The following is a 24,280-nucleotide window of genomic DNA, read 5'->3' on the forward strand; positions in this document are numbered from 1 at the left end:
CATGTCCACCGATACCACCGTACCCAATCCGCCCCCTCGCACACGCTCACGCCGTGGTTTGATCGCTCTTGTGTTGGGACTGGCGTTGCTGGTCGCCGTCGTGGTGCTGGGCATCAGCGTGCGGGCCAACGAGTCGCGGGAGCTGAAAACCTGGACCAACGCCCAGGCGCTGCCCAGCGTCAACCTGATCACCCCGGGCGTCCAGCCCCAGGGGCCGGTCCTCAATCTGCCCGGGCGGATGGAGGCGTATTCGCGGGCCTCGATCTTTGCCCGGGTCAACGGTTACCTCAAGTCCTGGAAGGTCGATATCGGGGCCCACGTCAAGGCCGGGCAACTGCTCGCCGAGATCGATACCCCCGAGCTCGACCAGCAACTGCTACAGGCCCGTGCCAACCTGGCCTCGGCCCAGGCCAATGCCACGCTGGCGCAAACCACGGCCAAGCGCTGGCAGGCGATGCTGGCGTCCGATTCGGTGTCGCGCCAGGATGTCGATGAGCGCACCGGCGACCTGGCGGCGAAACTGGCCAACGTCAAATCGGCCCAGGCCAGTGTCGAGCAGTTGGTCGCGACCAAGGGCTTCCAGCGCCTGACGGCACCCTTCGACGGCGTGGTCACCGCGCGCTCCACCGATGTCGGCGCCCTGATCAGCGCCGGTGGCAGCGCCGGGCGGGAGTTGTTTGCCGTTTCGGATGTCAGCCGCCTGCGGGTCTATGTGCAAGTGCCGCAGACCTTCTCGCCGCAGATCCGCATCGGCACCACGGCCCGGCTCACGGTGCCCGAGTACCGCAAGGAGTCGTTCAACGCCCGGGTGATCGCCACCGCCGACGCGGTGACGGCGGCTTCCGGCAGCACCCTGGTGCAACTGCTGGTGGACAACCCCGGCGGTCGCCTGTTGCCGGGTGGCTACACCAGCGTGCAGTTCGACCTGCCGGTCCAGGCCGATGTGCTGCGCCTGCCGGCCAGTGCCCTGGTGTTCGATGAGCACGGCATGCGGGTCGCGACCCTCGACAAGAACGATCATGTGCTGTTCAAGACCATCAGCATCGCCCGCGACTTTGGTGACACGGTGGAAATCGGCAGCGGCCTGGACGCCGGCGACCGGGTGATCGACACGCCGCCCGATGGCCTGGGCGACAACGATGCGGTGCGGGTGGAGGCCAAGCCCCATGGCTAAGCGCAGCCTGCTGTGGCCATCGGGCCTGTACCTGATCGCCAGCCTTGGCCTGGGTGCCTGCTCGCTGGCGCCGGCGCTGAAAGTGCCGAAGACCCCGGAGCCCGGGCAGTTCCATACCCAGGGCCCGTGGACGCTGGCCACGCCCGACGATCAGGCCAGCCGGGAAGGCTGGTGGCGGATCTACAAGGACCCGCAACTGGATGCGATGCAGCAGCAGTTGCTGGTCAACAACCCGGACCTGAGTGCTGCCTTGGCGCATTATGTCCAGGCCAGGGCGTTCGTCGACCAGACCCGCTCCGGGTTGTTTCCCAAGGTCGAGGCGATCGGCAATGGCCAGCGTATACGCCAGTCGGATACGCGCCCGTTGCGCTCGGCCACGTCGCCGAATGTCTACGACTCGGCAACGCTGGGTATCGAGGTCGACTATGAAGTCGACCTCTGGGGCCGCGTGCGCGACACGGTCGCGGCCGGTGTCAGCGAAGCCCAGGCGTCACAGGCCGACCTGGCCTCGGTACGCTTGAGTCTGCAGGCCCAGTTGACGGACAACTACATCCACCTGCGCGGCCTCGACTGGCAGAACCAGTTGCTGAGCGAAACCCGCGATGCCTATACCAAGGCGTTGAGCCTGACCGAGGGGCTGCACAGTGGTGGGATCGTCTCCGGCCTGGATGTGGCGCGGGCCCGTACCCAGTTGTCGTCGGTCAAGTCGCAGTTGAGCCAGAACCGGGTCCAGCGGGCGCTGATCGAGCATGCAATTGCCGCGATGCTGGGGGAGTCGGCGTCGACCTATGCCATTGCCTCGAACACCGCGCCGATTGCCTTGCCCAGTGTGCCCACGGGCCTGCCTTCGACGCTGTTGCAACGGCGTCCTGACATCGCCGCCGCCGAACGTCGGATCGCCGCTGCCAACGCCCGTATCGGCGTGGCCAAGGCCGCCTGGTTCCCGGCGATTACCCTGAGCGCCCAAGGGGGCTATCAGAGTGACGAGTTCGCCAACCTGCTGACGGCCCCGAACCTGTTCTGGGCGATTGGCCCTTCGCTGGTGGCGACCCTGTTCGACGGTGGTGCGCGCCAGGCCCAGGTGGATATCGCCAAGGCGGCCACCGATGAAGCGGCGGCCAAGTACCGTAGCGTGGTGCTCGGTGCCTTCGAACAGGTCGAAAACAACCTTTCGACCATCGCCGGGCTCGACAACGCACTGGTCGATCAGCGAGACGCAGCGGCGGCCGCACAGTATTCCGAAGACCTGTCCCTGGCCCGCTACCGTCAGGGAGCCGTGGCTTACCTGGATGTGGTGACGGCGCAGGTCGCCTCGCTGGAAGCGCGGCGTTCGGTGCTGGAACTGCAGACCCAGCAGTTGAGCGCCAATGTCGGCCTGATCAAGGCGCTGGGCGGTGGTTGGAACATCACGCAGTTGAACGGCAAGCCCGAGGTTGCAGTCAATCAGGCTGCAGCAGGCAGCACCACGGCACCTCATTGAACCCAAGGAGTCTATCGAGCATGACGAACCCATCGGAGTATCTGCCACCCAAGGTCTGGACCTGGCACACCGAGAATGGCGGGAAATTCGCCAATATCAACCGGCCGATTGCCGGTGCGACCCACGACCAGGACCTGCCGGTCGGACGTCACCCGCTGCAGCTGTATTCCCTGGCCACGCCCAATGGCCAGAAGGTCACCATCCTGCTCGAAGAGCTGCTGGCCCTCGGTCACTCAGGGGCGGAATACGATGCCTGGTTGATCCATATTGGTGAAGGCCAGCAGTTCGGCAGTGGTTTTGTCAGGGTGAATCCGAACTCGAAGATTCCGGCACTGATGGATTACAGCGGTACAAAACCGATCCGCGTCTTCGAGTCGGGGGCCATCTTGCAGTACCTCGCCGAGAAGTTCGGCGCGTTCTTCCCGACCGATCCCGCGGCCCGGGCCGAATGCCTGTCCTGGCTGTTCTGGCAGATGGGCAGCGCGCCGTACCTGGGCGGTGGTTTTGGGCATTTCTATGCTTATGCGCCGACCAAGATCGAATATGCGATCGACCGTTTTGCCATGGAAACCAAGCGTCAGCTCGATGTGCTCGACCGGCAACTGGCGGTCAGCGAATACATCGCGGGCAGCGAGTACAGCATCGCCGACATGGCGATCTGGCCCTGGTACGGTGGTCTGGTGAAAGGTCGGCTCTACGAGGCGGCGGAATTTCTTTCGGTGCAGGATTACCGGCATGTCCAGCGTTGGGCCGATGCTATCGACGCACGGCCCGCCGTGCAGCGTGGGCGCATGGTCAACCGGGTGTCCGGGGAGCTCTCCGGGCAGTTGCGCGAGCGCCACGATGCCAGCGATTTCGCTACCCGCACCCAGGACAAGCTGGCTGTTGCGAGCGAGTAACCCTGTCGATAGCGGCGTCTAAGCAAGATGATGAGGTGGCGTGCGCTGGCCGCCCGGGTGAGGACGTGACAAGCTGGAGCGTGCTTATTATAATTTGATTATCATAAGCCGCTTCAGAGTGTCGGTATCTCCATGGAAAGCAAGACTGCACGCTTGACCGTACTCATTGACCCGGTCAAGAAAAAGGCCCTTGAGGAGCTTTGCGCTGCCCAGGACCTGACGCCGTCCCAGGTGGTCCGCCAGTTGATTCGCGACTACCTGGAAACCCACGGTGTTTCCTATTCGACCCAGAGCAAGACCGCCGGCAAGGTGCAATGACACGGCCGTTCGACGCCGGGCAGACAGGCTTTACTGCCCGGGTTCACGGGTTGCGGTCAGTGCCGAATTGAAGTCGGCATGATAGTGCCCAGGCCCCAGTGCCTGGAGTATCCCGGCCTTGCGCAGCTTGCCGAGGACTTTCTCGTTGGCTTCGCACAACTTCACGACAATGTCTCGGCCATGTAGCTGCTCGATGACTTCGAGCAGGGTCTGCAAACCCGTGATGTCCATGAAGGGCACGTGATTCAGGCGAATGATCAGGGTCCCGGGATCGGTGTGGGTCTGTGCCAGCACCCGTTCGAAGGTCTCCGCCGCCCCGAAGAACAGCGGCCCCTCGATGCCATACACCAGGACATTGGGCGGTAACTCGAGCTGGCCGTTGAGGCGCAGCTCGACCTCCAGGTCCTTGCCGACCATTTTCTGCACTTCCACCGAAGACGCCATTCGCCGCATGAATTGCAGCATGGCGAGAATGACGCCGATATTCACGGCGATGGTCAGGTCGCTGAAGACCGTCAGCAGGAAGGTGATCAGCAATATCGCGATATCGGCCCGTGGCGCCCGCTGGAGCATGCGCTTGAAGTGCTTCAGCTCGCTCATGTTGTAGGCCACGACAAACAGAATGGCCGCGAGGGCACACAGCGGGATATTCGAAGCCAATGGCGCCAGGAAGGAAATCAGCAACACCAGGGTCAGCGCATGGGCCAGGCCGGCGAGGGGGCTGTTGCCGCCGTTGCGGATATTGGTCGCCGTTCGGGCGATGGCGCCGGTCGCGGCAAAGCCGCCGAACAAGGGGCTGAACAGGTTGGCGATGCCCTGGCCGATCAATTCCTGGTTGGAGTCATGCCGGGTGCCGGCCATGCCGTCGGCGACCACCGCCGAGAGTAACGACTCGATGGCGCCCAGCATGGCGATGGCGAACGCCGGGCCGATCAATTCGATGATTCGCGGCAGGGTCACTTCCGGCAGGCTCAAGGTCGGCAACCCCTGGGGGATCCCGCCGAAGGCGCTGCCGATCGTGGCCACTCCGGGAAACTGGAAAAACGACTGCATGACGGTGGCGACCACCATCGCGACCAATGGCCCGGGCACGCGTTTCATACCGGGGAGCCTGGGCGTGAGCAATACCAGCAGCAGGCTCAGGCATGCCAGCAGGGTTGTCGCCGGGTGAAGCTGCGGCAGCGCTTGAAGCAGGTGCCAGAGCTGTTCATGAAAATGACCGGCGGCGACTTTCGGCAGGCCGAAGAAGTCTTTCCATTGTCCGACCCAGATAATCACGCCGATACCGGCGGTGAAGCCTACGATCACCGGGTCGGGGATGAACTTGATAATGGCGCCGAGCCGGGTGATCCCGAGCAGCAGCAGGATCGCCCCGGCCATGAACGTCGCTATCTGCAGGCCGTCAATGCCGTAGCGGGCGCTGATACTGGCCAGGATCACGATAAAGGCACCGGTGGGGCCGGCGATCTGTACCCGGCTGCCACCGAACAGGGACACCAGCAGGCCGCCGACAATGGCGGTGTAGATGCCTTGTTCGGGCTTGACCCCCGAGGCGATGGCAAAGGCCATGGACAGCGGTAGCGCGACGATCCCCACGATGACGCCCGCGACCAGGTTGCGAGACCAGTGCTTGCGCCCCAGCAATCCGGATTTCCACGCTTCTCGTATCGCGATCATGACGCTTGCTCCACGGGGGTCATGTGCATAACATTAACATATGATGATAATAAAACAGCAATAGGATTCTGTAGTCCCCACCGATGCCGGAATCCTTGCTGTTCGCCGTCGTGGAATCAACGGGAGCGTCCGGAAAGCAGCCGTAGCCAGGGCGGTAGATGCAAGGCGCCCATGATCAGGTACATCGTCACCATGCCGTCGAGGGCAAAGGTTCCCTGCATCGACGAGCAGGCCATCTGCGTGCCCGGGCTGAGGGCCGTGAGCAGTGCCATGCCGGCGAAGGTTGGGGCCGCGGCCAGGCACATCCAGTCGGCAATGCTCAGCGCATTGCCGGCTGGCGCTCCGTTCGATCGATCTTCATTTGTTCGACTGGACAAGAGCATGCTGCTTACTCCTGATCGTATTCGTCGTGGCGGCGCCACCAGATACCCTGCTCGTTGCGGCCCTTGGGCGCGCGGTCGAGCCACTGGTACATGCCCCAGATACCGTCCAACCCACGGGCATAGCTGGAGTAGGTGTGGTAGATCTCGCCCTCTTCAAGCACGAAGGCGCTGAGACCGGGCCGTTCGCGAATGAAGGTGGCTATGTCGGTGCCGGTGGCGGCGGCGGTCCGGGCAATCGGACTTTCACTACCTTGCAACTGCCACTCCTTGACGGTCTGGCCTCTCTGTGGCCCCGCCAAAGGCGCCTCGCGCAGGTAGTTGTAGACGATGCCGCCTTCGCGCTGCTGCTCCTCGCTGAACCAGACATTGAAGTCACTGTTGAAATCGCTGCCGAACGAGCTGGCCCAGTCGAAGCTCCAGCCCATGCGCTGCTTGAACGCCTGCAGCTTGGCCAGCGGTGCCCGCGAGATGGCGGTAAAGGCGACGTCATGGTGTTCGAGATGGATAACGATGCCATTGAAACCATCGGCGATCGACGAGCAGGACGGGCAGCCGGCGCTGTAGTCAGGCCCGAACATGAAGTGATAGACAAGGAGCTGCGAGCGGCCCTTGAACAGCTCCAGCAGTGAGACGTTGCCCGCCGGGGTGTCGAAGCGGTAGGCCTTGTCGATCCGTACCCAGGGCAGTGCCTGGCGTCGCCGGGCCAGGGCGTCGCCGCGCCGGGTCAGTTCCTTTTCATCGGCTAGCAGGTCGAGTCGCGCCGCCAGCCATTCTTCGCGTGTGCCAATCTTCTGTGTGGTCATCAGGGTTCTCCATTTGCCAGTGCTCGTCGTACCATCGGTTGTGCGAGCGGTTACGGGGTGGTCGTTAACAGACTAGGACGGGCCTGGCAGATGGCGGGAGTGACAAGTGTGACGGGATGCCCATGGACGCGATGATCACGGCGGCGGCGCGGCTGCTTGCCGGCGGGGATGTCCTCGGCGCCTTGAAGCGGGTGGCCCTGCGCGACGACGGGCCCGGGCTTGCGCTGCGCGGTATTGCCATGGCGCAGTTGGGTGATCTGGTGCGTGCCAGGGCGCTGCTCAAGCTGGCAGTCCGTGCCTTCGGGCCGCAAGAGGCGGTGGCGAGGGCGCGCTGCATTGTCGCCGAAGCCGAGATTGCACTGGTCTCCCGTGACCTGGCCTGGCCGGTCAAGGCACTCGCCGACGCGCGGGCGGTTCTCGAGGGGTATGGCGATCGCTTGAATGCCGCGCATGCGCGTCATCTCGAAGCCCGGCGCCTGCTGTTGACCGGTCATCTTGGCCAGGCCGAACGTCTGCTGGACGCGCTTGAACCGAGATTGCTGGCGCCGCCCTTGAGGGCCGCTTACGAGTTGGCCTGCGCCGGGATCGCCATCCGGCGCCTGCACACGGCGGCGGCACGCGCTGCGTTGCAGCGGGCGGAAAATGCCGCCCATGAGGCGGGTATCGGCGTATTGGCGGCTGAAGTCGAAAGCGCCTCGCAGGTCCTGAAGATACCTGCGGCACGTCTGATCACGGGGGGTGAGGCGCGTTTGCTGCTGTTGGAGGAAGTCGAGCAACTGTTTGCCTCCGCGGCGTTGGTGGTGGATGCCTGCCGCTACGCTGTGGTTGAAGGTCACACCCAGGTATCGCTGACGACGCGACCGGTCCTGTTCGCGTTGCTCCGTGCCCTCGCCGAGAGCTGGCCGGGTGCGGTCTCGCGGCAGGTGCTGATCGCCCGGGCATTTCGCGGCAAGGAGGCCGATGAATCGCACCGGGTCCGGCTGCGGGTCGAAATAGGACGGTTGCGGGGTGAGATTCGCGGGTTCGCGCAGGTGAGGGCGACCGGCGAGGGCTTTGTGCTCATGCCGCGACAGGCCCATGAGGTGGTTATCCTGGCACCGCCTGTCGAGGAGCGGCATGGTTCGCTGCTCGCCCTTTTGGCCGATGGTGAAGCGTGGTCGAGTTCGGCCCTGGCGATTGCGTTGGGGAGCAGCCCGCGCACGGTGCAGCGGGCGCTCGAAGCCCTGGCGACGACAGGCAGGGTGCAAGCTTTCGGTCGTGGGCCGGCCTGCCGCTGGACGCTCCCGTCCGTGCCGGGGTTCCCGTCAACGTTGTTACTCCCGGGGCCGCTGGACAGCGACTAGACTGAGCTCATGAAAAACTCTCAAGCTGAAATTCTTCGTGAATACGGGCCTTTTCCAGGGGCCGACTCGGTTGCGGGCGTGACCTATGACGGCCAGCACATCTGGTTTGCCTCGGGTGACAGGCTCAATGCCCTTGACCCGGAAACCGGGGCGGTGGTGCGCTCGATCGATGTCGCCGCGCAGGCCGGCACCGCTTTTGATGGCCGGTACCTGTTCCAGATTGCCGAGGGGCGCATCCGCAAGATCGATCCGAAGACCGGCGAGGTGCTTTCGAGCATACCGGCCCCCGGCGATGGTGGTGACTCCGGACTGGCATGGGCCGAGGGAACGCTCTGGGTCGGGCAGCATCGGGGTCGTCGGATTCATCAGGTCGATCCCGAAACCGGGGCGGTTCTGCGCATTATCGAATCGAAGCGCTTCGTCACGGGGGTGACCTGGGTTGATGGCGAGCTTTGGCACGGTACCTGGGAAGACGACAAGAGCGATGTAAGGCGGGTGAATCCGCAGACGGGCGCGCTGCTGGAGCGGATCGATATGCCGGCTGGCGTGGGGGTGTCGGGGCTTGAGTCCGATGGCCAGGATCGATTTTTTTGTGGTGGCGGAAACAGTGGCAGGATCCGGGCAGTCCGTCGACCCCGATAAACAGAAAGTTGCCAGCGAGGCCGGTGGTGCCTGTTTGGGCACCATCGCTGGCAAGCTCGCCGGCCGCTGGTTGGGCAGCCTGGCTGCTTTCAAACGTGCGCGAAACCTAGGCCATCAGGCCAGGATGATTTCCTTGAAGCGGGCTTTCAGTGCCTCGAACGCCACTTCTTCGCTGGCCCGCTGATTGGTCACCAGCACATCGATGCGTTCCGGCGGGCAGAAGCTGATACGGCTTTGTACGCCGAGCTTGCTGTAGTCGGCAAGGATCACCACCCGTTCGGCGTGCTCGGCCATGGCCCGTGCCACCTCGCTTTCGCGGTGATCGTAGTTGCTGGCGCCGTGGTGGGCGTCCACGCCTACCGGCGAGAGCAGCGCGAGGTCGGCGCGATAGCGACCGATTTCCGCCACCGTGGTTGCGCCCACCGTGGCCGGTGAACGGTCACCGAGGGAACCGCCGAGGATGATCACTTCGTTGTGCAGGCTGCCCGGTGCGCTGCCGCGCAGGTGCAGCGCGACATTGAACGCGTTGGTAATCACCGTCAGCCCACCCAGTTTGGCCAGTTCCTGGGCAAGAATTTCAGTGGTGGTGCCAGCGTCGATAAAGATCGTCTGCCCATGGCTGAGCAAACCCACCGCGGCACGGGCCAGGTCACGCTTGAACTTGACGTTGATATGCGCGCGCTCGGCTATCGGCGCCTCGTCCTCGACCATGATCGCGCCACCGTGGATGCGTTTCAGCTCGCCCAGGGCTTCCAGCGCCACCAGATCACGCCGCACTGTTTCGCGGGAAACATTCAGTTCCGTGACGATGCGGTCGGTGGTCACGCGCTGCAAGGTTGCCAGCAGTGCACGAATCCGCTGGTAACGCTCTTCTTGCCACATACCTCATGTCCTTGCTGTTGGGATCAGTATCCGAGCACGCATTGTGGGAGACGGGACAGCGCTGTCAAGTCGGCGGCCCATCACCATCGGTGAGAAAGTGTCGATGTGCCATAAATGTGTAATATTGTGGCATTGTTGTATTTATGTGTATTTGGCGTTAGCCTCATTGCCGGGCGGCCGGTTCCCCTGCCCCCTTGCCTTGAAACACGCACTCGCCGTCGCCTCCGTTTGCGACCATTCTTCTAATTCCAGGAGTTATGCCATGCAGCGTCGCCAGTTTCTGAACACCCTTGCCGCCGTTTCCGTTGTCAGTCCCTTGTTGTTGAGCGGCCGCCTTGCCGAGGCCGCGACGACCAAGGCCGTGCCCAGCGAGTTGGACCCGGCACGCTGGTCGCCGTTGAACCAGAAGCGCCTGCAGGCGGTGATTGACCAGCATGGCGTGAAGAGTGCGTCCTATCACCCGGACAAGCGTCCGTACGCGGTGTTCGACTGGGACAACACCTGCATCATGAACGACTGCGAAGAGGCGCTGCTGGTCTACCAGATGAACAACTTGCAGTACAAACTCAGCCCCGACGAGTTTGCCGCCGTGCTGCGCCAGGACGTACCCAACGGTCCGTTCATGAAGGATTACCTCACGGTCGACGGCAAGCCGGTGAACATGGAAGACATCGCCGCCGACGTCGAAGCCGACTACCGCTGGCTGCACGCCAACTACAAGGGCCTGGCCGGCAGCAAGAGCCTGGAAGAAATCCACGCCACCGACCAGTTCAAGGACTTTTTCACCAAGCTCTACTTCATGTATGACGCGATCTGCGACAGCTATCCGGTGGAGATCGGCTACAAATGGATCATCTACTTCTACAAGAACATGAGCACCGCCGAGTTGCAGGCGATGGCCGAGGCGTCCAATAACCACGACCTGGGTGATGGCCTGCGCAAGGTCAAGTACGAGAGCCCGAGCAGCCTGCCGGGCAAGGCCGGGGTGGTCGCCGATACGCACTTCCACGGTATCCGTATCCACGAGGAAATCCGTGGTTTGATGCACACGCTGCGGGCCAACGGCATTGACGTGTATGTCAGCACCGCGTCCATCGACGATGTGGTCCGGGTGTTCGCCGGCAACCCCAACTACGGCTACGGCGTACCGCCGGAAAACGTGATCGGCCTGCGCCTGTCCATGACCGACGGCAAGTACGACAGCAGTTACCTGCCGAACTGGCACTTCAACTACGGCCCGGGCAAGACCATCGGGATCAAGAATATCCTGGTGGCGAAGAAGGGTTATGGCCCGGTTCTGGTGGCCGGTGACAGCGACGGCGATGCCTGGATGCTGCGTGACTTCAAGGACACCGCCGTGGGCGTGATCGTCAACCGCATGAAAAAGGGCGAGATCGGTGCCGACAGCCAGAAGGCCGCCGAGCAGTTGGGCAAGGCCGATGCGCGGTTCATCCTGCAGGGCCGCGACGAGCAGACCGGCCTGATGATCCCGGACGAGAAATCGATCAAGTACGGCAAGACCGAGCGCAAGCTGCTGGCCTGAGTCCGTCGGCTCGCGGGTGGCGCAAGGTCGCCCGCGAGTCGCGCTGTTATCCGGCTTGTTGATCCTGGCGCTGTCCAGGGTCGCAAGTCAGTTGTTGCGCACTCTTCAACATTCCGTTCGACGTGCACTATCCCGCTACGACTTTTCCTCGATTACCCGTTGTTACAGTGATCTCTCGAACGCAAGTTTTGTGACTTGTCGTTAGGTCATCAACCGGTTTTTCTATTTATCGAGAGTCGTTTTATGAATACCGACGCCCCCGTCAGCAACACCGCGCTTATCCTGCTTGAGGGCAGGAACGATATTCCCAACGTCAGCGACCTGGCCACTCATAAAGTACCCGGCCCCGATCTTGTTACGGTAGTGACCCTGCGCGATCTGACTCACCCCGATCAACCGGTGACGCTGGATACGAGCCGGCAAAAGGGCGTGCTGTTCAGTGTCAAATACGCGTTGTGCCAAAGACAGGCCAGGGGCCGGTATGAACTGTTCAGCCGAGTGTATTTCGGCGACACGCTTACCCATGAGGGACACCACCCGGTGACACTGGGCGATCAGGATCAAAGGGATATCGTCATTCGCGTGGATCCCAGGACCAGTCCGTCTCCCGTTGCAGTTACCCGGCTGGTGGTTCTTGAGGGCACTGGCGATTGGACAACCCGGGAAGCTCGTGATCCAGATCGGGTGACGGTGGTCAAACTGATGGATGTCACTGATCCCGCACAGCCGATCATTATGGACATGAGTCGAAAAACAGGAAGTCAGTTCGAAATAAAATACGCCCACTGTCAAGTTCGGCCAGGGCATGTCTATCAATTGTCAGGTGAGACTTACCAGAAAGATCAGATCACTCATGTCGGAAGTATGGGGATTAACCTGGATGGCAATGGGCACAAAGGACTGTCCATAGAGTTTCGTAAACTTGTTGATCGGGACCTGATGCCGCGCGAGCGCTGAGACCGATCTTTTGCGGGGGACGTACTACACTGGTGGAGTGATGGCGTCCGCCGCATTTGAACGCTCAAGCAGCCTGGCCTCGGAGTAGTTTCATGAAAACAAGGAACATCAGGTTGACTTCCAGATCCCTGCTCGGTTTCGGGCTGATCTGTCTGCTGCTGATCAGCCTCGGGCTGACCTCGCTGTACCGCATGAAAGAAATCCACGATGCCTCCCTGGAGTTGCAAACGAACTGGTTGCCGAGTGTGCGCCAGGCCGCCCGTATTCAGAATGCCGCGTTGCTCTACCGGCTCGATGGCCGCCGCTTCGTCATGGATGAAGACCGCCTGAGCAAAAGCTCCCTCGACAAACTGGCCGCGCTGAAAACCACCCTGAGCCAGGAAACCGAGAAATACGCATCGATGGTTTCCAGCCCCGAGGAAAAACAGCGTTATGACCAGGTGATCGTGAATGTGCGCACTTACCAGGACCTGCTCGATCAACTGGTGGGCATGAGCCAGACCGCGTCCTTCGAGGCCATGACCCATTTCATTCGTGACACCAGCAGCGAAGCGGCGAAAAAACTGCAGACGTCGATTGAAGCGCTGATGAGCATCAACGAGGAGGGCGCCGGGCGCTCGGGGCAGGTGGCGAATGCCAGCTATAACAGTGCGTTCCTGCTGACGCTGATATTCATTGTCTTGGCCCTGGTGGTCACCTGCGTCGTGGCGCTGCTGTTTACCCGCAGTATCGCGCAGCCGATCAATGCCTTGCGCCTGTCGATGCAGAAGATCGCCGACGGCGACCTGAAGAGCAAGGTGGAGATCAGCGGACGGGATGAAATCACCGACTTGCAGACCGTCGCCGCCGCCATGCGTTCGAGTCTGAAGAACACCATCGAACATATCTCCGACTCATCCCGGCAACTGGCTTCCGCGGCGGAGCAGATGAGCGCGATTACCCACGAGTCGACGGCGGGTATTCAGCAGCAGAGCATCGAAACCGATCAGGCGGCCACTGCCGTCAACCAGATGACCGCGGCCGTGGAAGAAGTGGCCAGGAATGCCGTTTCGGCCTCAGAGTCGACCCAGGCTTCGGAGCGCTCGGCGCGGGTCGTCCAGGACCGTGTGGGCGAGACCATCGACTCCATCGAGCGTTTGAGCAGCCGCGTCGAACAGACCAAGAGCGATATAGAAGGCCTGGCCGGGCAAGCCCTGCACATTGCCAAGGTGCTTGACGTGATCGGCTCCATCGCCGAACAGACCAACCTGCTGGCGTTGAACGCCGCCATCGAGGCCGCACGGGCCGGCGAGCAGGGCCGTGGCTTTGCGGTAGTGGCGGATGAGGTGCGCGCGCTGGCCCATCGGACCCAGCAGTCGACCCAGGAAATCGAGCAGATGGTCAAGGGCATCCAGGTCGACTCGAAGAAGGCTGTTGAATCGATGAACCACAGCAGCGAAGAAACCCGGGTGACCCGCTCGCTGGCCCATGAGACGGGCCTGGCAATCAAGGAAGTGACCTTGTCGATTTCCCATATCAATGACAAGAACCTGCTGATCGCCACGGCGTCCGAGCAACAGGCGCAGGTGGCCAGGTCGGTTGATCGCAACCTGGTGAGCATTCGCGATCTGTCCATCCAGAGTTCATCGGCCGCCAGCCAGACGTCGATTGCCAGCAGCGAACTGTCCAAACTGGCCGGGGGCCTGAATCACCTGATTGCGCGGTTTTCACTGTAGCCAGGCCCCTGGGGGGAGGCGCTTGAGTGTGACAAGAAACCAGGATGTCCATCATGCTAAGACAGATACAGGTGAGCGAGCTTCGTGTCGGCATGTATGTGCAATCCTTCTGTGGCTCCTGGATGGACCACCCGTTCTGGCGCAGTCACTTTCTGCTGGATGATGAAACGGATCTGCAAAAGATTCGTGCTTCCGGCCTCGCCGCGCTCTGGATAGATACCGACAAGGGTCTGGATGTCGAGGTCGAGGAACCCGCTGCGCCGGAGCTCGAGGCACTGGCGATTCCGGCGCAGGAGCGGCCACGCAATCGCCCACGGATTGCCATGAGCGACGAGGTGGTCCATGCGCTGAATCTGTGCGCCCGGACCAAGGCCGCGGTACTGAGCCTGTTCGGCGACCTGCGCATGGGCCGGGCGGTTCATCCCGAGCAGATCTCCCACCTGATCGCGGAAATCTCCGATTCATTGATGCGCCATCCCGACGCCTTGATCAGCCTGGCCCGGCTCAAGACCAGCGATGAATACACCTACATGCATTCGGTGGCGGTGTGCGCGCTGATGATGAGCCTGGCCTACCGCCTGAACCTGCCCGAGGGCCTGGTGAAGGAGGCCGGCATGGCGGGCATCCTGCACGAAGTGGGCAAGATGATGGTGCCTGCCGAGTTGCTCGGTAAAACCTCGCCACTCACTGAGGCCGAGTTCGATATCCTGCGCCACCATCCGGAGATCGGCGCGAAGATGATTCTCGACACCCACCATTTCAGCCCGAGGGTGGTGGATGTCTGCCTGCATCATCACGAGCGAATCGATGGCAGCGGCTATCCGCACAAACTCTGCGGCACGCAGATCAGCCTGTTTTCGCGGATGGCCGCGGTGTGTGACAGCTACGACTCGGTGACCTCCGAGCGACATGGCAAGCAGGCCTGGACGGCGGCCGAGGCCATTCGAAAAATGGCCGATTGGAAAGGCCAGTTCGATGAGCAGATCTTCCATGCCTTCGTCCGCTGCATCGGCATCTATCCGGTGGGAGCCCTGGTGCTGTTGCACAGCGGTCGCCTGGGGATCGTCCTGGAGCAACACGAGCATTCATTGCTGACGCCCCGGGTGAAGGTGTTCTACTCCGCGAAGCTGCGAATGCCCATTGCCCAGAGTGTTATCGATCTTGCCGTTGTCAGCGAACAGGACTCGATTGTCAGCCTGGAGTCGGTCAAGAAGTGGGGATTCAAGCACCTGGACGAACTGTGGTCGGGTATTTCCATCGGCAAGCAATCGATCTTCAGTACCGCATAGGGGTCAGGCGGTGACTTCCACCGCCAGTGCCTTGACCAGGAATTCGATAAACGCCCGGGTCTTCTGCGGCACCCGGCGCGCCGAGGGATAGACCGCGTTGATGCTGATCGCCGGGGCTTGCCACTCGCACAGCACCGGCACCAGGGTACCGGCGGCCAGGGCGTCCTCGACGATAAAGTCCGGCAGCAGGGCGATGCCCATGCCGGCTTGTGCCGCCTGGGCCAGCAGGTCGCCATTGTTGGCATGCAGGGGGCCGGTGACATTGACCCGCTGGGTTTCCTTGCCATTGCTCAGTTGCAGGCTGACACCGCTTTGCAGATAGCCGTAGTTCAGGCATTGGTGGGCCGTCAGGTCCTTGGGTGTTTGCGGTGTGCCTGCTCGGGCCAGATAGGCCGGCGAGGCCACCATGATGCGCGGCGCGGGAGCGAGCAAACGGGCGACCAGGGACGAGTCTGGCAGGCTGGCGATGCGGATGGTGACATCGAAGCCGCCGCGCACCGGGTCGACTTGCTGGTCGCTGAGCACCAGTTGCAGTTCCACGTTCGGATGCTGTTGGTGAAACAGTGGGATCAACGGCCCCAACCGCCGCAGGCCGAAGGACATGGGCGCGTTGACCCGCAGCACGCCGCGCAGTTCGCCGACGCCGTCGCGGGCCCGTTGTTCGGTTTCATCCAGGGACGCCAGCAGCTCGCGAGCCGCCTCGTAGTATTCCGCGCCGGCTTCGGTCAGGTGCAGGCTGCGGGTGGTGCGTTGCAGCAGTTGCACGCCAATGGCCTCTTCCAGCGCCTGGATCTGCTTGCTGACTTTCGAGCGCGGCACATCCATGGCCCGGGCCGCCGCGGCAAAGCCATTGGCGCCGACGGTGGCGACGAAGGCGCGCATGCAGTCGATACGATCCATATTGTCTCTTTTCCAGAATCAATGCTTTGCCGATTCTAGGGCGTTGACTTGAGCTTATCCAGCTCCGGGGATGGCGCGTCTCGAATTGATGTTCCTGTAAAAAATTTCATCCTGCGGGGAACAGGCTGAAATGCACCGATCGATAGGATGAGCCCAAGTCAGCCGGAACCCGTGCTGACGAACTCAAACTATTGGAGAGTGACTGATGAAATCCCTTAAAGCGTTGTTGATCGTAACCCTGATGACCGCCTCCGTCGCGGCGATGGCCGAAGGCGGCGGTGATAAAGTCATGGCCCGCATGGACGCGGCCCGTGATACATCCATGGCCTATTACCAGCAGGCTGAAAAGGCCCAGGCCGTGGCGGCCGGCAAGCAGGCGTCCGATAGCGTCGAACGCACCAACTGACGGTGCGGGTCGAGCAGCCCAGCGGTTCGCCCCACAGGCGTTTGACGCCTGGTGAGGCGGGCCGGGTCAGGAGAGAAAAGGCATCAAGCGAGTCGCTGACTAGCCGTGTGGCAGGAGGACTCGAAAAGAGCGTTGTCCCGGGCAGAGGAGTAACCGACTGCCCGGGTAGTCATTGGCGTATCAGTGAGCCAGCAGGGCTTCGAGCTTTTCCTGGTCACGGGCGAACTGACGAATACCCTCGGCCAGTTTCTCGGTGGCCATGGCGTCTTCGTTGGAGGCCCAGCGGAACTGCGCTTCGTTCAGGTTCAAGCGTGGTTCACCGGCGGCCCCCGGCACCAGTCGACGTTCCAGCTGGCCTTCGTCCTGGCCCAGTTTTTCCAGCAGGTCGGGGCTGATGGTCAGGCGGTCGCAACCGGCCAGTTGTTCGATCTGGTTGAGGTTGCGGAAGCTTGCGCCCATGACCACGGTCTTGTAGTCGTTGGACTTGTAGTAGTTGTAGATACGGGTGACCGACTGCACGCCCGGATCGTCGGCACCGCTGTACTCGTTGCCGGTGGACTTCTTGTACCAGTCGTAGATCCGGCCCACGAACGGCGAGATCAGGAACACCCCGGCATCGGCGCAGGCCGCGGCCTGGGCGAAGGAGAACAGCAGGGTCAGGTTGGTCTGGATACCCTCTTTTTCCAGCTTTTCGGCGGCGCGGATGCCTTCCCAGGTCGAAGCCAGCTTGATCAGCACGCGGTCACGGCCTACGCCGACCTTGTCGTACAGCTCGACCAACTGGTGGGCCTTGCTCAGCAGGGCACTTTCATCGAAGGACAGGCGTGCGTCGACTTCGGTGGAAATCCGCCCTGGAATCACTTTGAGAATGCCACTGCCCACGGACACCGCGAAATGGTCGCAGGCCAGGCCCACATCGCCCTTGGCGTGGGACACGGCGGCCTTGAGCAGGTCGGCGTAGCCTGGCAGCGCGGCAGCCTTGAGCAGCAGCGAAGGGTTGGTGGTGGCGTCGACCGGCTTCAGGCGGGTAATGGCGTCGAGGTCGCCGGTGTCCGCGACCACGGTGGTGAATTGCTTGAGTTGTGCAAGCTTCGAAGTCATGAGCGTCTCTGTCGGGAAGGGCGTGGATCCATGCACTGATTGAGTGCGGCTGCGGTGAAAAGTTCGGTCAGTCGAATGTCATCAAGAATGCCGCCGAAGCAGGGGTTTGTGCAACCCAAACTGTCGGGCGGTTCAGGTTTGTGCACTGGGCATCAGCGTGGCGATCAAGGCGCGGATGGTCCCGGGCAGGGCTTCGAGTTCGCGCACCAGGATGCTGCGCTCGCGAATCGCCCAGGGCTCGTCCAGCGCCACGGTCACCAGTTCCATGGTCCGGCTGTGCCGCATGGCGGCGGACTCGGGAATGATACCGATGCCCACCCCGGCCTCGACCATGCGGCAGATGGCTTCGAAGCTGGAGACCTGGATACGCAATGACAGGGTCTTGCCGAGCCGTTCGACATGCTCGCGCAGAAAGCTTAGCAAGGTGCTGCCTTCATGCAGGCCGATATGCTGGAACGCCAGGGTCTGGCCGAGGGTCACCGACGGCTGCGCCGCCAATGGATGGTCCACCGGCATGATCAGCACCAGGCGGTCGGTGCTGAAGTGCATCACCTGCAGGCCGCTGGCTTCCACGGGACCGGCGATGATGCCCATGTCGGTGGTGCCGTCGAGTACGCCACGAACGATATCCCGCGACAGCCGTTCCTGCAGGTCCACCGTGACCCCGGGACGCTGGGAGAGAAAACCGGCCAGCACCTCCGGGAGAAACTCGGTCACCGCCGTGGTGTTGGCAAAGATACGGATATGCCCGGCCGAATCGCCGCCGTAGCTGGTGAACTCGCTCTTCAGATAGTCGACCTGACGCATGATCAGCCGCGCATGTTGCAGCAAGCGCTGGCCGGCCGGGGTGACTTCCACGCCACGGCTGTCGCGGTACAGCAGGCGGGTGTCGAGTTGCGCTTCCAGGGCCTTGATCCGCGCGCTGGCGGCAGCCGGGGAGAGGAAGGCGCGCCGGGCGCCCTGGGTCAGGCTCGGCGATTCGGCGATATGAATGAAGAGGCGTAGATCCGCCAGGTCGAAATGCATGGGGCGACTCCGGTCAGGGGCTGCGTGCAGGTAGGACGTTGGCGTTCAGCATAACTGAACGCCGGCTTATAGAAATGCAAATTCTCGGAACGGGCTGCACCTTGCATCATCGGTTCATGACAACAACCGGCAAGGGGAAAACCTTCCATGAGTGCAACGGATCTGAGTGCCTGGCTAGGACGGACCGAAGAAGCCCACGACCAATTGAGCCGCAACCTGCTCAAGCGTATTGCCGCGACCTTCGGCGAACCGGCTCCGGCCCATGGCGAGGCGTTGCCGCCGCTGTGGCAATGGTGTTTCTTCCAGGAACCGCTGGCCGAGAGCCTGTTGGGCGGCGACGGTCACCCGGCCCGTGGCGGCTTCCTGCCGCCGGCGGACAATCGCAACCGTATGTGGGCCGGCGGGCGCCTGGAGTTCTTCGAGCACCTGCGTGCCGGTCACGATGCCACCCGGCTGTCGACCATCAGCCATATCGAGGAAAAACAGGGGCGTAGCGGTGCCTTGCTGTTTGTCACCGTGCGGCATGAATACTCCCAGGACGGCCGGCTGGCGATTCGCGAAGAACAGGACATCGTCTACCGCGAGCCCACCCCCCCGAAGCAGAGCAGCGGCGAAGCCCTGATCGAGGGCGGCTGGCGCGAAGCCGTGGAGCCGACGCCGACCCTGCTGTTTCGCTACAGCGCCGTGACCTTCAACGGCCACCGCATCCACTACGACTACCCCTATGTCACTGGCACCGAAGGCTATTCCGGCCTGGTGGTGCACGGTCCGATGATCGCCACCCTGAACCTGCGGGCGTTCTGCCGGGCCAATCCCCAGGCGACCCCGCGGCGTTTTTCCTATCGCGGCGTGCGCCCGCTGATCGCACCACAACCCTTCGAAGTCGGCGGACGGATCCTCAGTCCCGGGGTCGCCCAGCTCTGGGCCGGCAACGCCGCCGGCCTGGCCCAGCAGGCTGAAGTGCACTTCGACTAACAATAAAAAGGCCGTCACCCGATGAATCCGAATAACAACGAAGAACTCAAGGCCATTCGCGAAGGCGTGCGCGCCTTGTGCGCTGAATTCGATGCCGCCTACTGGCGCAAGATAGATGAAGAGAAGGGTTTTCCCGAGGCTTTCGTCAAAGCCCTGACCGACGCCGGCTGGCTGTCGGCAATGATTCCCGAAGAGTACGGCGGCTCCGGCCTGGGCTTGGCCGAAGCCTCGGTGATCCTTGAAGAAGTGAACCGCTGCGGCGGCAACTCCGGCACGGTGCACGGCCAGATGTACAACATGTTCACCTTGTTGCGCCACGGCAGCGAGGCGCAGAAAAGTTTCTACCTGCCGAAGCTGGCCAGTGGCGAGTTGCGCCTGCAATCGATGGGCGTCACCGAGCCCACCACCGGCACCGACACCACCAAGATCAAGACCACCGCGGTCAGGCACGGCGACAAGTACGTGATCAACGGCCAGAAGGTCTGGATCTCGCGGGTCCAGCATTCCGACCTGATGATCCTGCTGGCCCGGACCACGCCCCTGGCCGAGGTGCAGAAGAAATCCGAGGGCATGTCGATCTTCCTGGTGGACCTGCGCGAGGCCATCGGCAACGGTCTGACCGTGCAGCCCATCGCCAATATGGTCAACCACGAGACCAACGAGCTGTTCTTCGACAACCTTGAAATCCCCGTTGACAGCCTGATCGGCGAAGAGGGCAAGGGCTTTCGCTACATCCTCGACGGCCTGAATGCCGAGCGCACGCTGATCGCCGCCGAGTGCATCGGCGACGGCCGCTGGTTTATCGAAAAGGCCAGTGCCTATGCCCGCGACCGGGTGGTGTTCGGCCGCCCCATCGGGCAGAACCAGGGCGTGCAGTTCCCGATTGCCGAAGCCCATATCGAGATCGAGGCCGCCGACCTGATGCGCTGGCGCGCCTGCGAGGAGTACGACAGCGGGCAGAACGCCGGGGCCAGCGCCAATATGGCCAAGTACCTGGCGGCCAAGGCGTCCTGGGAAGCGGCCAACGCCTGCCTGCAGACCCACGGCGGTTTCGGTTTCGCCTGTGAATACGACGTCGAGCGCAAGTTCCGCGAGACCCGCCTGTACCAGGTGGCGCCGATCTCCACCAACCTGATCCTGTCCTACGTGGCCGAGCATCTGCTCGAACTGCCACGCAGCTTCTGAGGCGCCGCGCATGAGCCATACCCAAGCCCTCTGCGAATTCCTCGCCGGCCTGCGTTACGAACAAGTACCGCAAGCGGTGTTCGAGCGCACCGAAGATCTGTTCCTCGATTGGCTGGCCTCGGCCCTGGCCAGCCAGGGTGCCCATCCGATTCCGTTGTTCGAGGCCTATGCCCGCAAGATGGGCCCGGCAAGCGGCCCGGCGCGGATCCTGGTCAATGGCCAGGGCAGTTCGGCGTACTTCGCCGCCCTGGTGAATGCCGCGTCCTCCCATCTGGTGGAGCAAGACGATCTGCACAACAGTTCCGTGCTGCACCCGGCCACGGTGGTGTTCCCGGCGGCCCTGGCGGCGGCCCAGGATCTCGGCAAGTCCGGCCGCGAGCTGTTGCTGGCCTCGCTGGCCGGCTATGAGGCTGGCATTCGTATCGGCGAGTTCCTCGGGCGTTCGCACTATCGGATCTTCCACACCACGGCCACCGTCGGCACCCTGGCGGCGGCCGTGGCCGTGGGCAAGCTGATGGACTTCGACCAGGGACAGTTCAGCAACCTGCTGGGCAGCGCCGGCACCCAGGCCGCCGGGCTCTGGGAGTTCCTCCGGGATGCCGCCGATTCCAAGCAGTTGCACACCGCCAAGGCTGCGGCGGACGGCCTATTGGCCGCCTACCTGACGGCGGATGGCCTGACCGGGGCGCGCAATATTCTCGAAGGTGACCAGGGGCTGGCCGCCGGGATGTCCAGCGATGCCGATCCGACGAAGTTGTCCGATCGCCTGGGCAGCCGCTGGGCGCTGGTGGAAACCTCGTTCAAGTTCCACGCGTCCTGTCGCCACACCCATCCGGCCGCTGATGCGTTGCTGGAGCTGATGTGGCAGGAAGGCTTGAGTCATGAACATATTCGGCATGTGGAAACCCGTGTGCATCAGGGTGCCATTGATGTGCTCGGACGGGTCAAGGTGCCGCAGACGGTGCACCAGGCCAAGTTCTCCATGGGCACCGTGCTGGGCCTGATCGCCGTGCATGGCAAGGCCGGGCTGCCGGAGTTCCACCAACTGTCCTTGACCGATCCGGCCGTATCGGCGTTTCGCGAGAAGGTCAGCATGACCTTGGACCCGGAAGTCGATGGCGCCTATCCCCAACGCTGGCTGGGCCGGGTGGTGGTCACCACGGTTGACGGGCGCACCCTGTACGGCGTCATCGACGAGCCCAAGGGTGATCCTGGCAACAGCCTGTCGCGGGCCGAGCTGGAAGACAAATTCCGCCGTCTGCTGCAGTTCTCCGGGGCGCGCTCGGCCGAGCAGGCCGAGGGTTTGATCCGTCAGGTCTGGGACCTGCGTAATACCACTGACTTGAAGGAGCTGCGCTGATGAATACGGCAGCAGGCAATACCCCGGCACCGCGCCCGTTGGACGGCATCACGGTGATCAGCCTCGAACACGCCATTGCCGCGCCGTTCTGTACGCGGCAACTGGCGGACCTGGGCGCACGGGTGGTGAAGATCGAGCGCCCCGGCAGCGGCGACTTTGCCCGTGGTTATGACGAACGTGTTCGCGGCCTGGCCTCGCACTTCGTCTGGACCAACCGTTCCAAGGAAAGCCTGACCCTGGACCTCAAGCAGGAGCAGGCCGGCGATATTCTCGAAAATCTGCTGGGGCAGGCCGATGTACTGGTGCAGAACCTCGCGCCGGGGGCTGCCGCGCGCATGGGTTTGTCCTTCGAGGCGCTGCATGAACGCTTTCCACGGCTGATCGTCTGCGATATTTCCGGTTATGGCGAAGGTGGTCCTTATGAGAAGAAAAAGGCCTACGACCTTTTGATCCAGAGCGAGGGTGGCTTTCTTTCGGTGACCGGTGGGCCGGGTGAGGAAGAGCTGGCGAAGGCCGGCTGCTCCATCGCCGATATCTCCGCCGGGATGTACGCCTACAGCGGCATTCTCTCGGCGTTGCTGCTGCGGGAGAAAACCGGGGAGGGCAGCCGCATCGACGTCAGCATGCTGGAAAGCCTGGTGGAGTGGATGGGCTACCCGATGTATTACGCCTTCGACGGTGCGCCGCCGCCGCCACGGGCCGGTGCGGCGCACTCGACCATTTATCCCTACGGGCCGTTTCCGGCGGGCGACGGCGGCACCGTGATGCTCGGGTTGCAGAACGAGCGTGAGTGGGCGGCGTTCTGCGACAGGGTGCTGCTGACCCCCGAGCTGGCGGTGGACGAGCGCTTTTCGGCCAACTTCAAGCGTTCGGCCAACCGTGAGGTGTTGCGTCAGATCATCGTCGACAGCTTTGCCCGGCTCAGCACCGAGCAGGTGATTGCCCGGTTGGAAGAGGCGCAGATCGCCAATGCCCGGGTCAACGACATGCAGGGTGTGTGGGACCACCCGCAGCTCAAGGCCCGGGATGGCTGGCGCGAGGTCGGGAGTCCGGCGGGGAAACTCCCGGCGTTGCTGCCGCCGGCGCGCAATGCGGCGTTTGAGCCGCGTATGGAGGCGGTGCCGGGGTTGGGCGAGCACACCGGGGCGATCCTCAGTGAGTTGGGCTTTTCCGCGGAGGCGGTGGAGCGGCTGCGGGTGGATGGGGTGGTTTGAAAAGAATGGGCTGCTCTCAAGGGCCCCTTCGCGGGCAAGCCCTGCTCCTACAGTTTGGCGTCGTACACAAATATGGGGAACGACAGAGGACTGTAGGAGCAGGGCTTGTCGGTACGCCGCACCGCCGCGAAGAACGATAACGCGGTCCCCCCAGACAGGCCGCGCAACCAAAAAACAAGGAACACAACATGTCTTCATCCATTGCCCGCTCCGCGCTCTTCGTGCCCGGCAGTCGTCCCGAGCGTTTCGCCAAGGCCCTGGCCAGCGGCGCCGATGCCGTGATCGTCGATTTCGAAGATGCCGTCGAAGAACCGCTCAAACGAATCGCCCGTGACCACCTCGGCCAATTCCTTACCGCCAATCCCCAGGCCCGGGTCCTGGTCCGCATCAACGCCCCGGACCACACCGAACACAGCGCTGACCTGGCGTTCTGCAAGCAACACCCTGGCGTCAGCGGCGTGCTGCTGCCCAAGGTTGAGAACGCCGCCCAGGTCGGCGCCGTGGCGGCGACCGGCAAACCCGTCTGGCCGATCATCGAAAGTGCCCGCGGTTTGTTGAGCCTGGCTGAAATCGCCAGCGCCCCCGGCGTCGAGCGCTTGTCCTTCGGCGGCCTGGACCTGGCCCTTGACCTCAACCTGAGCAGCGGCTCGGACGCCGCGCAGTTCGCCCTCGACCAGGCACGCCTGGCGGTGATCGTGCATTCACGGGCCGCCGGCCTGGTCGCTCCGCTGGACGGCGTACATCCGGCCATCGACGACCCCGAGGGCCTGCGCCGCTCAATCCGCCATGCCTATGAAATGGGCTTTGCCGGTGCGTTGTGCATTCACCCCCGGCAGGTGCCGGTGATCCACGCGGCCCTGGCGCCGAGTGCCGAAGACCTGGCCTGGGCCCGCCGCGTGGTGGACGCCGGCAGTGACGGCGCCGGAGCCTATCAGGTCGACGGGCAGATGGTCGACGCCCCGGTCTTGTTGCGGGCCCGCCGCTTGTTGGCGCTGGTGTAGGCCATCA

Annotated in this window: 23 protein-coding genes; 16 read left to right on the forward strand and 7 right to left on the reverse strand. The window is 63.0% G+C overall.

Annotation, left to right across the window (positions count from 1 at the left end; all coding sequences use genetic code 11):
- Position 1: 1 nt before the first annotated feature.
- From M5C56_RS14495 to M5C56_RS14510, 4 genes are all read left to right on the forward strand, one after another.
- Positions 2-1,174: an efflux RND transporter periplasmic adaptor subunit gene (locus M5C56_RS14495; protein WP_103496129.1), complete on the forward strand. Its 1,173-nt coding sequence runs from the start codon at positions 2-4 to the stop codon at positions 1,172-1,174.
- On the forward strand, positions 1,167-2,654 hold the full coding sequence (locus M5C56_RS14500; protein WP_103496128.1) for an efflux transporter outer membrane subunit: 1,488 nt from the start codon (positions 1,167-1,169) through the stop codon (positions 2,652-2,654). The genes M5C56_RS14495 and M5C56_RS14500 overlap by 8 nt, the downstream gene beginning before the upstream one ends.
- A 20-nt stretch (positions 2,655-2,674) precedes the next feature.
- The gene (yghU, locus tag M5C56_RS14505) at positions 2,675-3,553 is read left to right on the forward strand and encodes a glutathione-dependent disulfide-bond oxidoreductase (protein WP_103496127.1); all 879 of its coding nucleotides are present in this window, start codon (positions 2,675-2,677) and stop codon (positions 3,551-3,553) included.
- A 132-nt stretch (positions 3,554-3,685) separates the two neighbouring features.
- Entirely contained in the window at positions 3,686-3,871 is a 186-nt protein-coding gene (locus tag M5C56_RS14510) for a ribbon-helix-helix protein, CopG family (protein WP_103496126.1), read from the forward strand.
- Positions 3,872-3,901: 30 nt separating this feature from the next.
- Here M5C56_RS14510 and M5C56_RS14515 read toward each other — a convergent pair whose 3' ends face one another.
- The 3 genes from M5C56_RS14515 to M5C56_RS14525 all read right to left on the reverse strand — a co-directional run bounded on the left by M5C56_RS14515 (position 3,902) and on the right by M5C56_RS14525 (position 6,734).
- Entirely contained in the window at positions 3,902-5,548 is a 1,647-nt protein-coding gene (locus tag M5C56_RS14515) for a SulP family inorganic anion transporter (RefSeq protein ID WP_103496125.1), read from the reverse strand.
- A gap of 116 nt (positions 5,549-5,664) precedes the next feature.
- Positions 5,665-5,931, reverse strand: a complete 267-nt coding sequence (locus tag M5C56_RS14520) for a hypothetical protein (RefSeq protein WP_103496124.1) — start codon at positions 5,929-5,931, stop codon at positions 5,665-5,667.
- Positions 5,932-5,936: 5 nt separating this feature from the next.
- Complete coding sequence (locus M5C56_RS14525; RefSeq protein ID WP_103496123.1) at positions 5,937-6,734, reverse strand: thioredoxin family protein; 798 nt, start codon at positions 6,732-6,734, stop codon at positions 5,937-5,939.
- Positions 6,735-6,856: 122 nt separating this feature from the next.
- Here M5C56_RS14525 and M5C56_RS14530 point away from each other — a divergent pair, with 122 nt between their 5' ends.
- Both M5C56_RS14530 and M5C56_RS14535 read left to right on the forward strand, forming a co-directional pair.
- Positions 6,857-8,077 carry a helix-turn-helix domain-containing protein gene (locus tag M5C56_RS14530; protein ID WP_103496122.1) on the forward strand — a complete coding sequence of 407 codons (1,221 nt, stop codon included), beginning with the start codon at positions 6,857-6,859 and terminating at the stop codon, positions 8,075-8,077.
- Positions 8,078-8,086: 9 nt separating this feature from the next.
- The gene (locus M5C56_RS14535; protein ID WP_103496121.1) at positions 8,087-8,719 is read left to right on the forward strand and encodes a PQQ-binding-like beta-propeller repeat protein; all 633 of its coding nucleotides are present in this window, start codon (positions 8,087-8,089) and stop codon (positions 8,717-8,719) included.
- Positions 8,720-8,833: 114 nt separating this feature from the next.
- Here M5C56_RS14535 and M5C56_RS14540 read toward each other — a convergent pair whose 3' ends face one another.
- Positions 8,834-9,601, reverse strand: coding sequence for a DeoR/GlpR family DNA-binding transcription regulator (locus M5C56_RS14540; RefSeq protein WP_103496120.1), 768 nt, complete (start codon positions 9,599-9,601; stop codon positions 8,834-8,836).
- A 262-nt stretch (positions 9,602-9,863) separates the two neighbouring features.
- Here M5C56_RS14540 and M5C56_RS14545 point away from each other — a divergent pair, with 262 nt between their 5' ends.
- The 4 genes from M5C56_RS14545 (at position 9,864) to M5C56_RS14560 (ending at position 15,105) form a co-directional block, all read left to right on the forward strand.
- Positions 9,864-11,144, forward strand: a complete 1,281-nt coding sequence (locus M5C56_RS14545; RefSeq protein ID WP_103496119.1) for an HAD family hydrolase — start codon at positions 9,864-9,866, stop codon at positions 11,142-11,144.
- A 243-nt stretch (positions 11,145-11,387) separates the two neighbouring features.
- The gene (locus M5C56_RS14550) at positions 11,388-12,101 is read left to right on the forward strand and encodes a hypothetical protein (RefSeq protein WP_103496118.1); all 714 of its coding nucleotides are present in this window, start codon (positions 11,388-11,390) and stop codon (positions 12,099-12,101) included.
- A gap of 92 nt (positions 12,102-12,193) precedes the next feature.
- A complete protein-coding gene (locus M5C56_RS14555; protein WP_103496117.1) occupies positions 12,194-13,816 on the forward strand; it encodes a methyl-accepting chemotaxis protein in 1,623 nt (540 codons plus the stop codon).
- 53 nt (positions 13,817-13,869) lie between these two features.
- Positions 13,870-15,105 (forward strand): HD-GYP domain-containing protein, encoded by a 1,236-nt coding sequence (locus M5C56_RS14560; RefSeq protein WP_103496130.1) that lies wholly within the window; start codon positions 13,870-13,872, stop codon positions 15,103-15,105.
- 3 nt (positions 15,106-15,108) lie between these two features.
- Here M5C56_RS14560 and M5C56_RS14565 read toward each other — a convergent pair whose 3' ends face one another.
- Positions 15,109-16,005 carry a LysR family transcriptional regulator gene (locus M5C56_RS14565; RefSeq protein ID WP_103496116.1) on the reverse strand — a complete coding sequence of 299 codons (897 nt, stop codon included), beginning with the start codon at positions 16,003-16,005 and terminating at the stop codon, positions 15,109-15,111.
- Positions 16,006-16,210: 205 nt separating this feature from the next.
- Between M5C56_RS14565 and M5C56_RS14570 the strand changes: the two genes are divergently transcribed.
- The gene (locus M5C56_RS14570; protein ID WP_103496115.1) at positions 16,211-16,411 is read left to right on the forward strand and encodes a co-regulatory protein PtrA N-terminal domain-containing protein; all 201 of its coding nucleotides are present in this window, start codon (positions 16,211-16,213) and stop codon (positions 16,409-16,411) included.
- Positions 16,412-16,591: 180 nt separating this feature from the next.
- Here the strand turns inward: M5C56_RS14570 and tal are convergent, their stop codons facing one another.
- Positions 16,592-17,512 carry a transaldolase gene (tal, locus tag M5C56_RS14575; RefSeq protein ID WP_103496114.1) on the reverse strand — a complete coding sequence of 307 codons (921 nt, stop codon included), beginning with the start codon at positions 17,510-17,512 and terminating at the stop codon, positions 16,592-16,594.
- A 132-nt stretch (positions 17,513-17,644) separates the two neighbouring features.
- Positions 17,645-18,538, reverse strand: a complete 894-nt coding sequence (locus M5C56_RS14580) for a LysR family transcriptional regulator (protein WP_103496113.1) — start codon at positions 18,536-18,538, stop codon at positions 17,645-17,647.
- A 147-nt stretch (positions 18,539-18,685) separates the two neighbouring features.
- Between M5C56_RS14580 and M5C56_RS14585 the strand changes: the two genes are divergently transcribed.
- The 5 genes from M5C56_RS14585 to M5C56_RS14605 all read left to right on the forward strand — a co-directional run bounded on the left by M5C56_RS14585 (position 18,686) and on the right by M5C56_RS14605 (position 24,273).
- On the forward strand, positions 18,686-19,513 hold the full coding sequence (locus M5C56_RS14585) for a MaoC family dehydratase N-terminal domain-containing protein (protein WP_103496112.1): 828 nt from the start codon (positions 18,686-18,688) through the stop codon (positions 19,511-19,513).
- 21 nt (positions 19,514-19,534) lie between these two features.
- A complete protein-coding gene (locus tag M5C56_RS14590) occupies positions 19,535-20,698 on the forward strand; it encodes an acyl-CoA dehydrogenase family protein (protein WP_247263191.1) in 1,164 nt (387 codons plus the stop codon).
- 10 nt (positions 20,699-20,708) lie between these two features.
- Entirely contained in the window at positions 20,709-22,058 is a 1,350-nt protein-coding gene (locus tag M5C56_RS14595; protein ID WP_103499834.1) for an MmgE/PrpD family protein, read from the forward strand.
- A complete protein-coding gene (locus tag M5C56_RS14600) occupies positions 22,058-23,272 on the forward strand; it encodes a CaiB/BaiF CoA-transferase family protein (protein WP_103499833.1) in 1,215 nt (404 codons plus the stop codon). The genes M5C56_RS14595 and M5C56_RS14600 overlap by 1 nt, the downstream gene beginning before the upstream one ends.
- 188 nt (positions 23,273-23,460) lie before the next feature.
- Positions 23,461-24,273 (forward strand): CoA ester lyase, encoded by an 813-nt coding sequence (locus M5C56_RS14605; protein WP_103499832.1) that lies wholly within the window; start codon positions 23,461-23,463, stop codon positions 24,271-24,273.
- The last annotated feature ends 7 nt before the right edge of the window (positions 24,274-24,280 follow it).

This window comes from Pseudomonas sp. MWU13-2862 (genome assembly GCF_023242495.1).
GTDB lineage: Bacteria > Pseudomonadota > Gammaproteobacteria > Pseudomonadales > Pseudomonadaceae > Aquipseudomonas > Aquipseudomonas gingeri_D.

Coding starts and splice junctions, on each gene's coding strand:
- M5C56_RS14495 (WP_103496129.1), top strand. CDS start 2: ATGTCCACCGATACCACCGTACCCAATCCGCCCCCTCGCACACGCTCA.
- M5C56_RS14500 (WP_103496128.1), top strand. CDS start 1,167: ATGGCTAAGCGCAGCCTGCTGTGGCCATCGGGCCTGTACCTGATCGCC.
- yghU (WP_103496127.1), top strand. CDS start 2,675: ATGACGAACCCATCGGAGTATCTGCCACCCAAGGTCTGGACCTGGCAC.
- M5C56_RS14510 (WP_103496126.1), top strand. CDS start 3,686: ATGGAAAGCAAGACTGCACGCTTGACCGTACTCATTGACCCGGTCAAG.
- M5C56_RS14515 (WP_103496125.1), bottom strand. CDS start 5,548: ATGATCGCGATACGAGAAGCGTGGAAATCCGGATTGCTGGGGCGCAAG.
- M5C56_RS14520 (WP_103496124.1), bottom strand. CDS start 5,931: ATGCTCTTGTCCAGTCGAACAAATGAAGATCGATCGAACGGAGCGCCA.
- M5C56_RS14525 (WP_103496123.1), bottom strand. CDS start 6,734: ATGACCACACAGAAGATTGGCACACGCGAAGAATGGCTGGCGGCGCGA.
- M5C56_RS14530 (WP_103496122.1), top strand. CDS start 6,857: ATGGACGCGATGATCACGGCGGCGGCGCGGCTGCTTGCCGGCGGGGAT.
- M5C56_RS14535 (WP_103496121.1), top strand. CDS start 8,087: ATGAAAAACTCTCAAGCTGAAATTCTTCGTGAATACGGGCCTTTTCCA.
- M5C56_RS14540 (WP_103496120.1), bottom strand. CDS start 9,601: ATGTGGCAAGAAGAGCGTTACCAGCGGATTCGTGCACTGCTGGCAACC.
- M5C56_RS14545 (WP_103496119.1), top strand. CDS start 9,864: ATGCAGCGTCGCCAGTTTCTGAACACCCTTGCCGCCGTTTCCGTTGTC.
- M5C56_RS14550 (WP_103496118.1), top strand. CDS start 11,388: ATGAATACCGACGCCCCCGTCAGCAACACCGCGCTTATCCTGCTTGAG.
- M5C56_RS14555 (WP_103496117.1), top strand. CDS start 12,194: ATGAAAACAAGGAACATCAGGTTGACTTCCAGATCCCTGCTCGGTTTC.
- M5C56_RS14560 (WP_103496130.1), top strand. CDS start 13,870: ATGCTAAGACAGATACAGGTGAGCGAGCTTCGTGTCGGCATGTATGTG.
- M5C56_RS14565 (WP_103496116.1), bottom strand. CDS start 16,005: ATGGATCGTATCGACTGCATGCGCGCCTTCGTCGCCACCGTCGGCGCC.
- M5C56_RS14570 (WP_103496115.1), top strand. CDS start 16,211: ATGAAATCCCTTAAAGCGTTGTTGATCGTAACCCTGATGACCGCCTCC.
- tal (WP_103496114.1), bottom strand. CDS start 17,512: ATGACTTCGAAGCTTGCACAACTCAAGCAATTCACCACCGTGGTCGCG.
- M5C56_RS14580 (WP_103496113.1), bottom strand. CDS start 18,538: ATGCATTTCGACCTGGCGGATCTACGCCTCTTCATTCATATCGCCGAA.
- M5C56_RS14585 (WP_103496112.1), top strand. CDS start 18,686: ATGAGTGCAACGGATCTGAGTGCCTGGCTAGGACGGACCGAAGAAGCC.
- M5C56_RS14590 (WP_247263191.1), top strand. CDS start 19,535: ATGAATCCGAATAACAACGAAGAACTCAAGGCCATTCGCGAAGGCGTG.
- M5C56_RS14595 (WP_103499834.1), top strand. CDS start 20,709: ATGAGCCATACCCAAGCCCTCTGCGAATTCCTCGCCGGCCTGCGTTAC.
- M5C56_RS14600 (WP_103499833.1), top strand. CDS start 22,058: ATGAATACGGCAGCAGGCAATACCCCGGCACCGCGCCCGTTGGACGGC.
- M5C56_RS14605 (WP_103499832.1), top strand. CDS start 23,461: ATGTCTTCATCCATTGCCCGCTCCGCGCTCTTCGTGCCCGGCAGTCGT.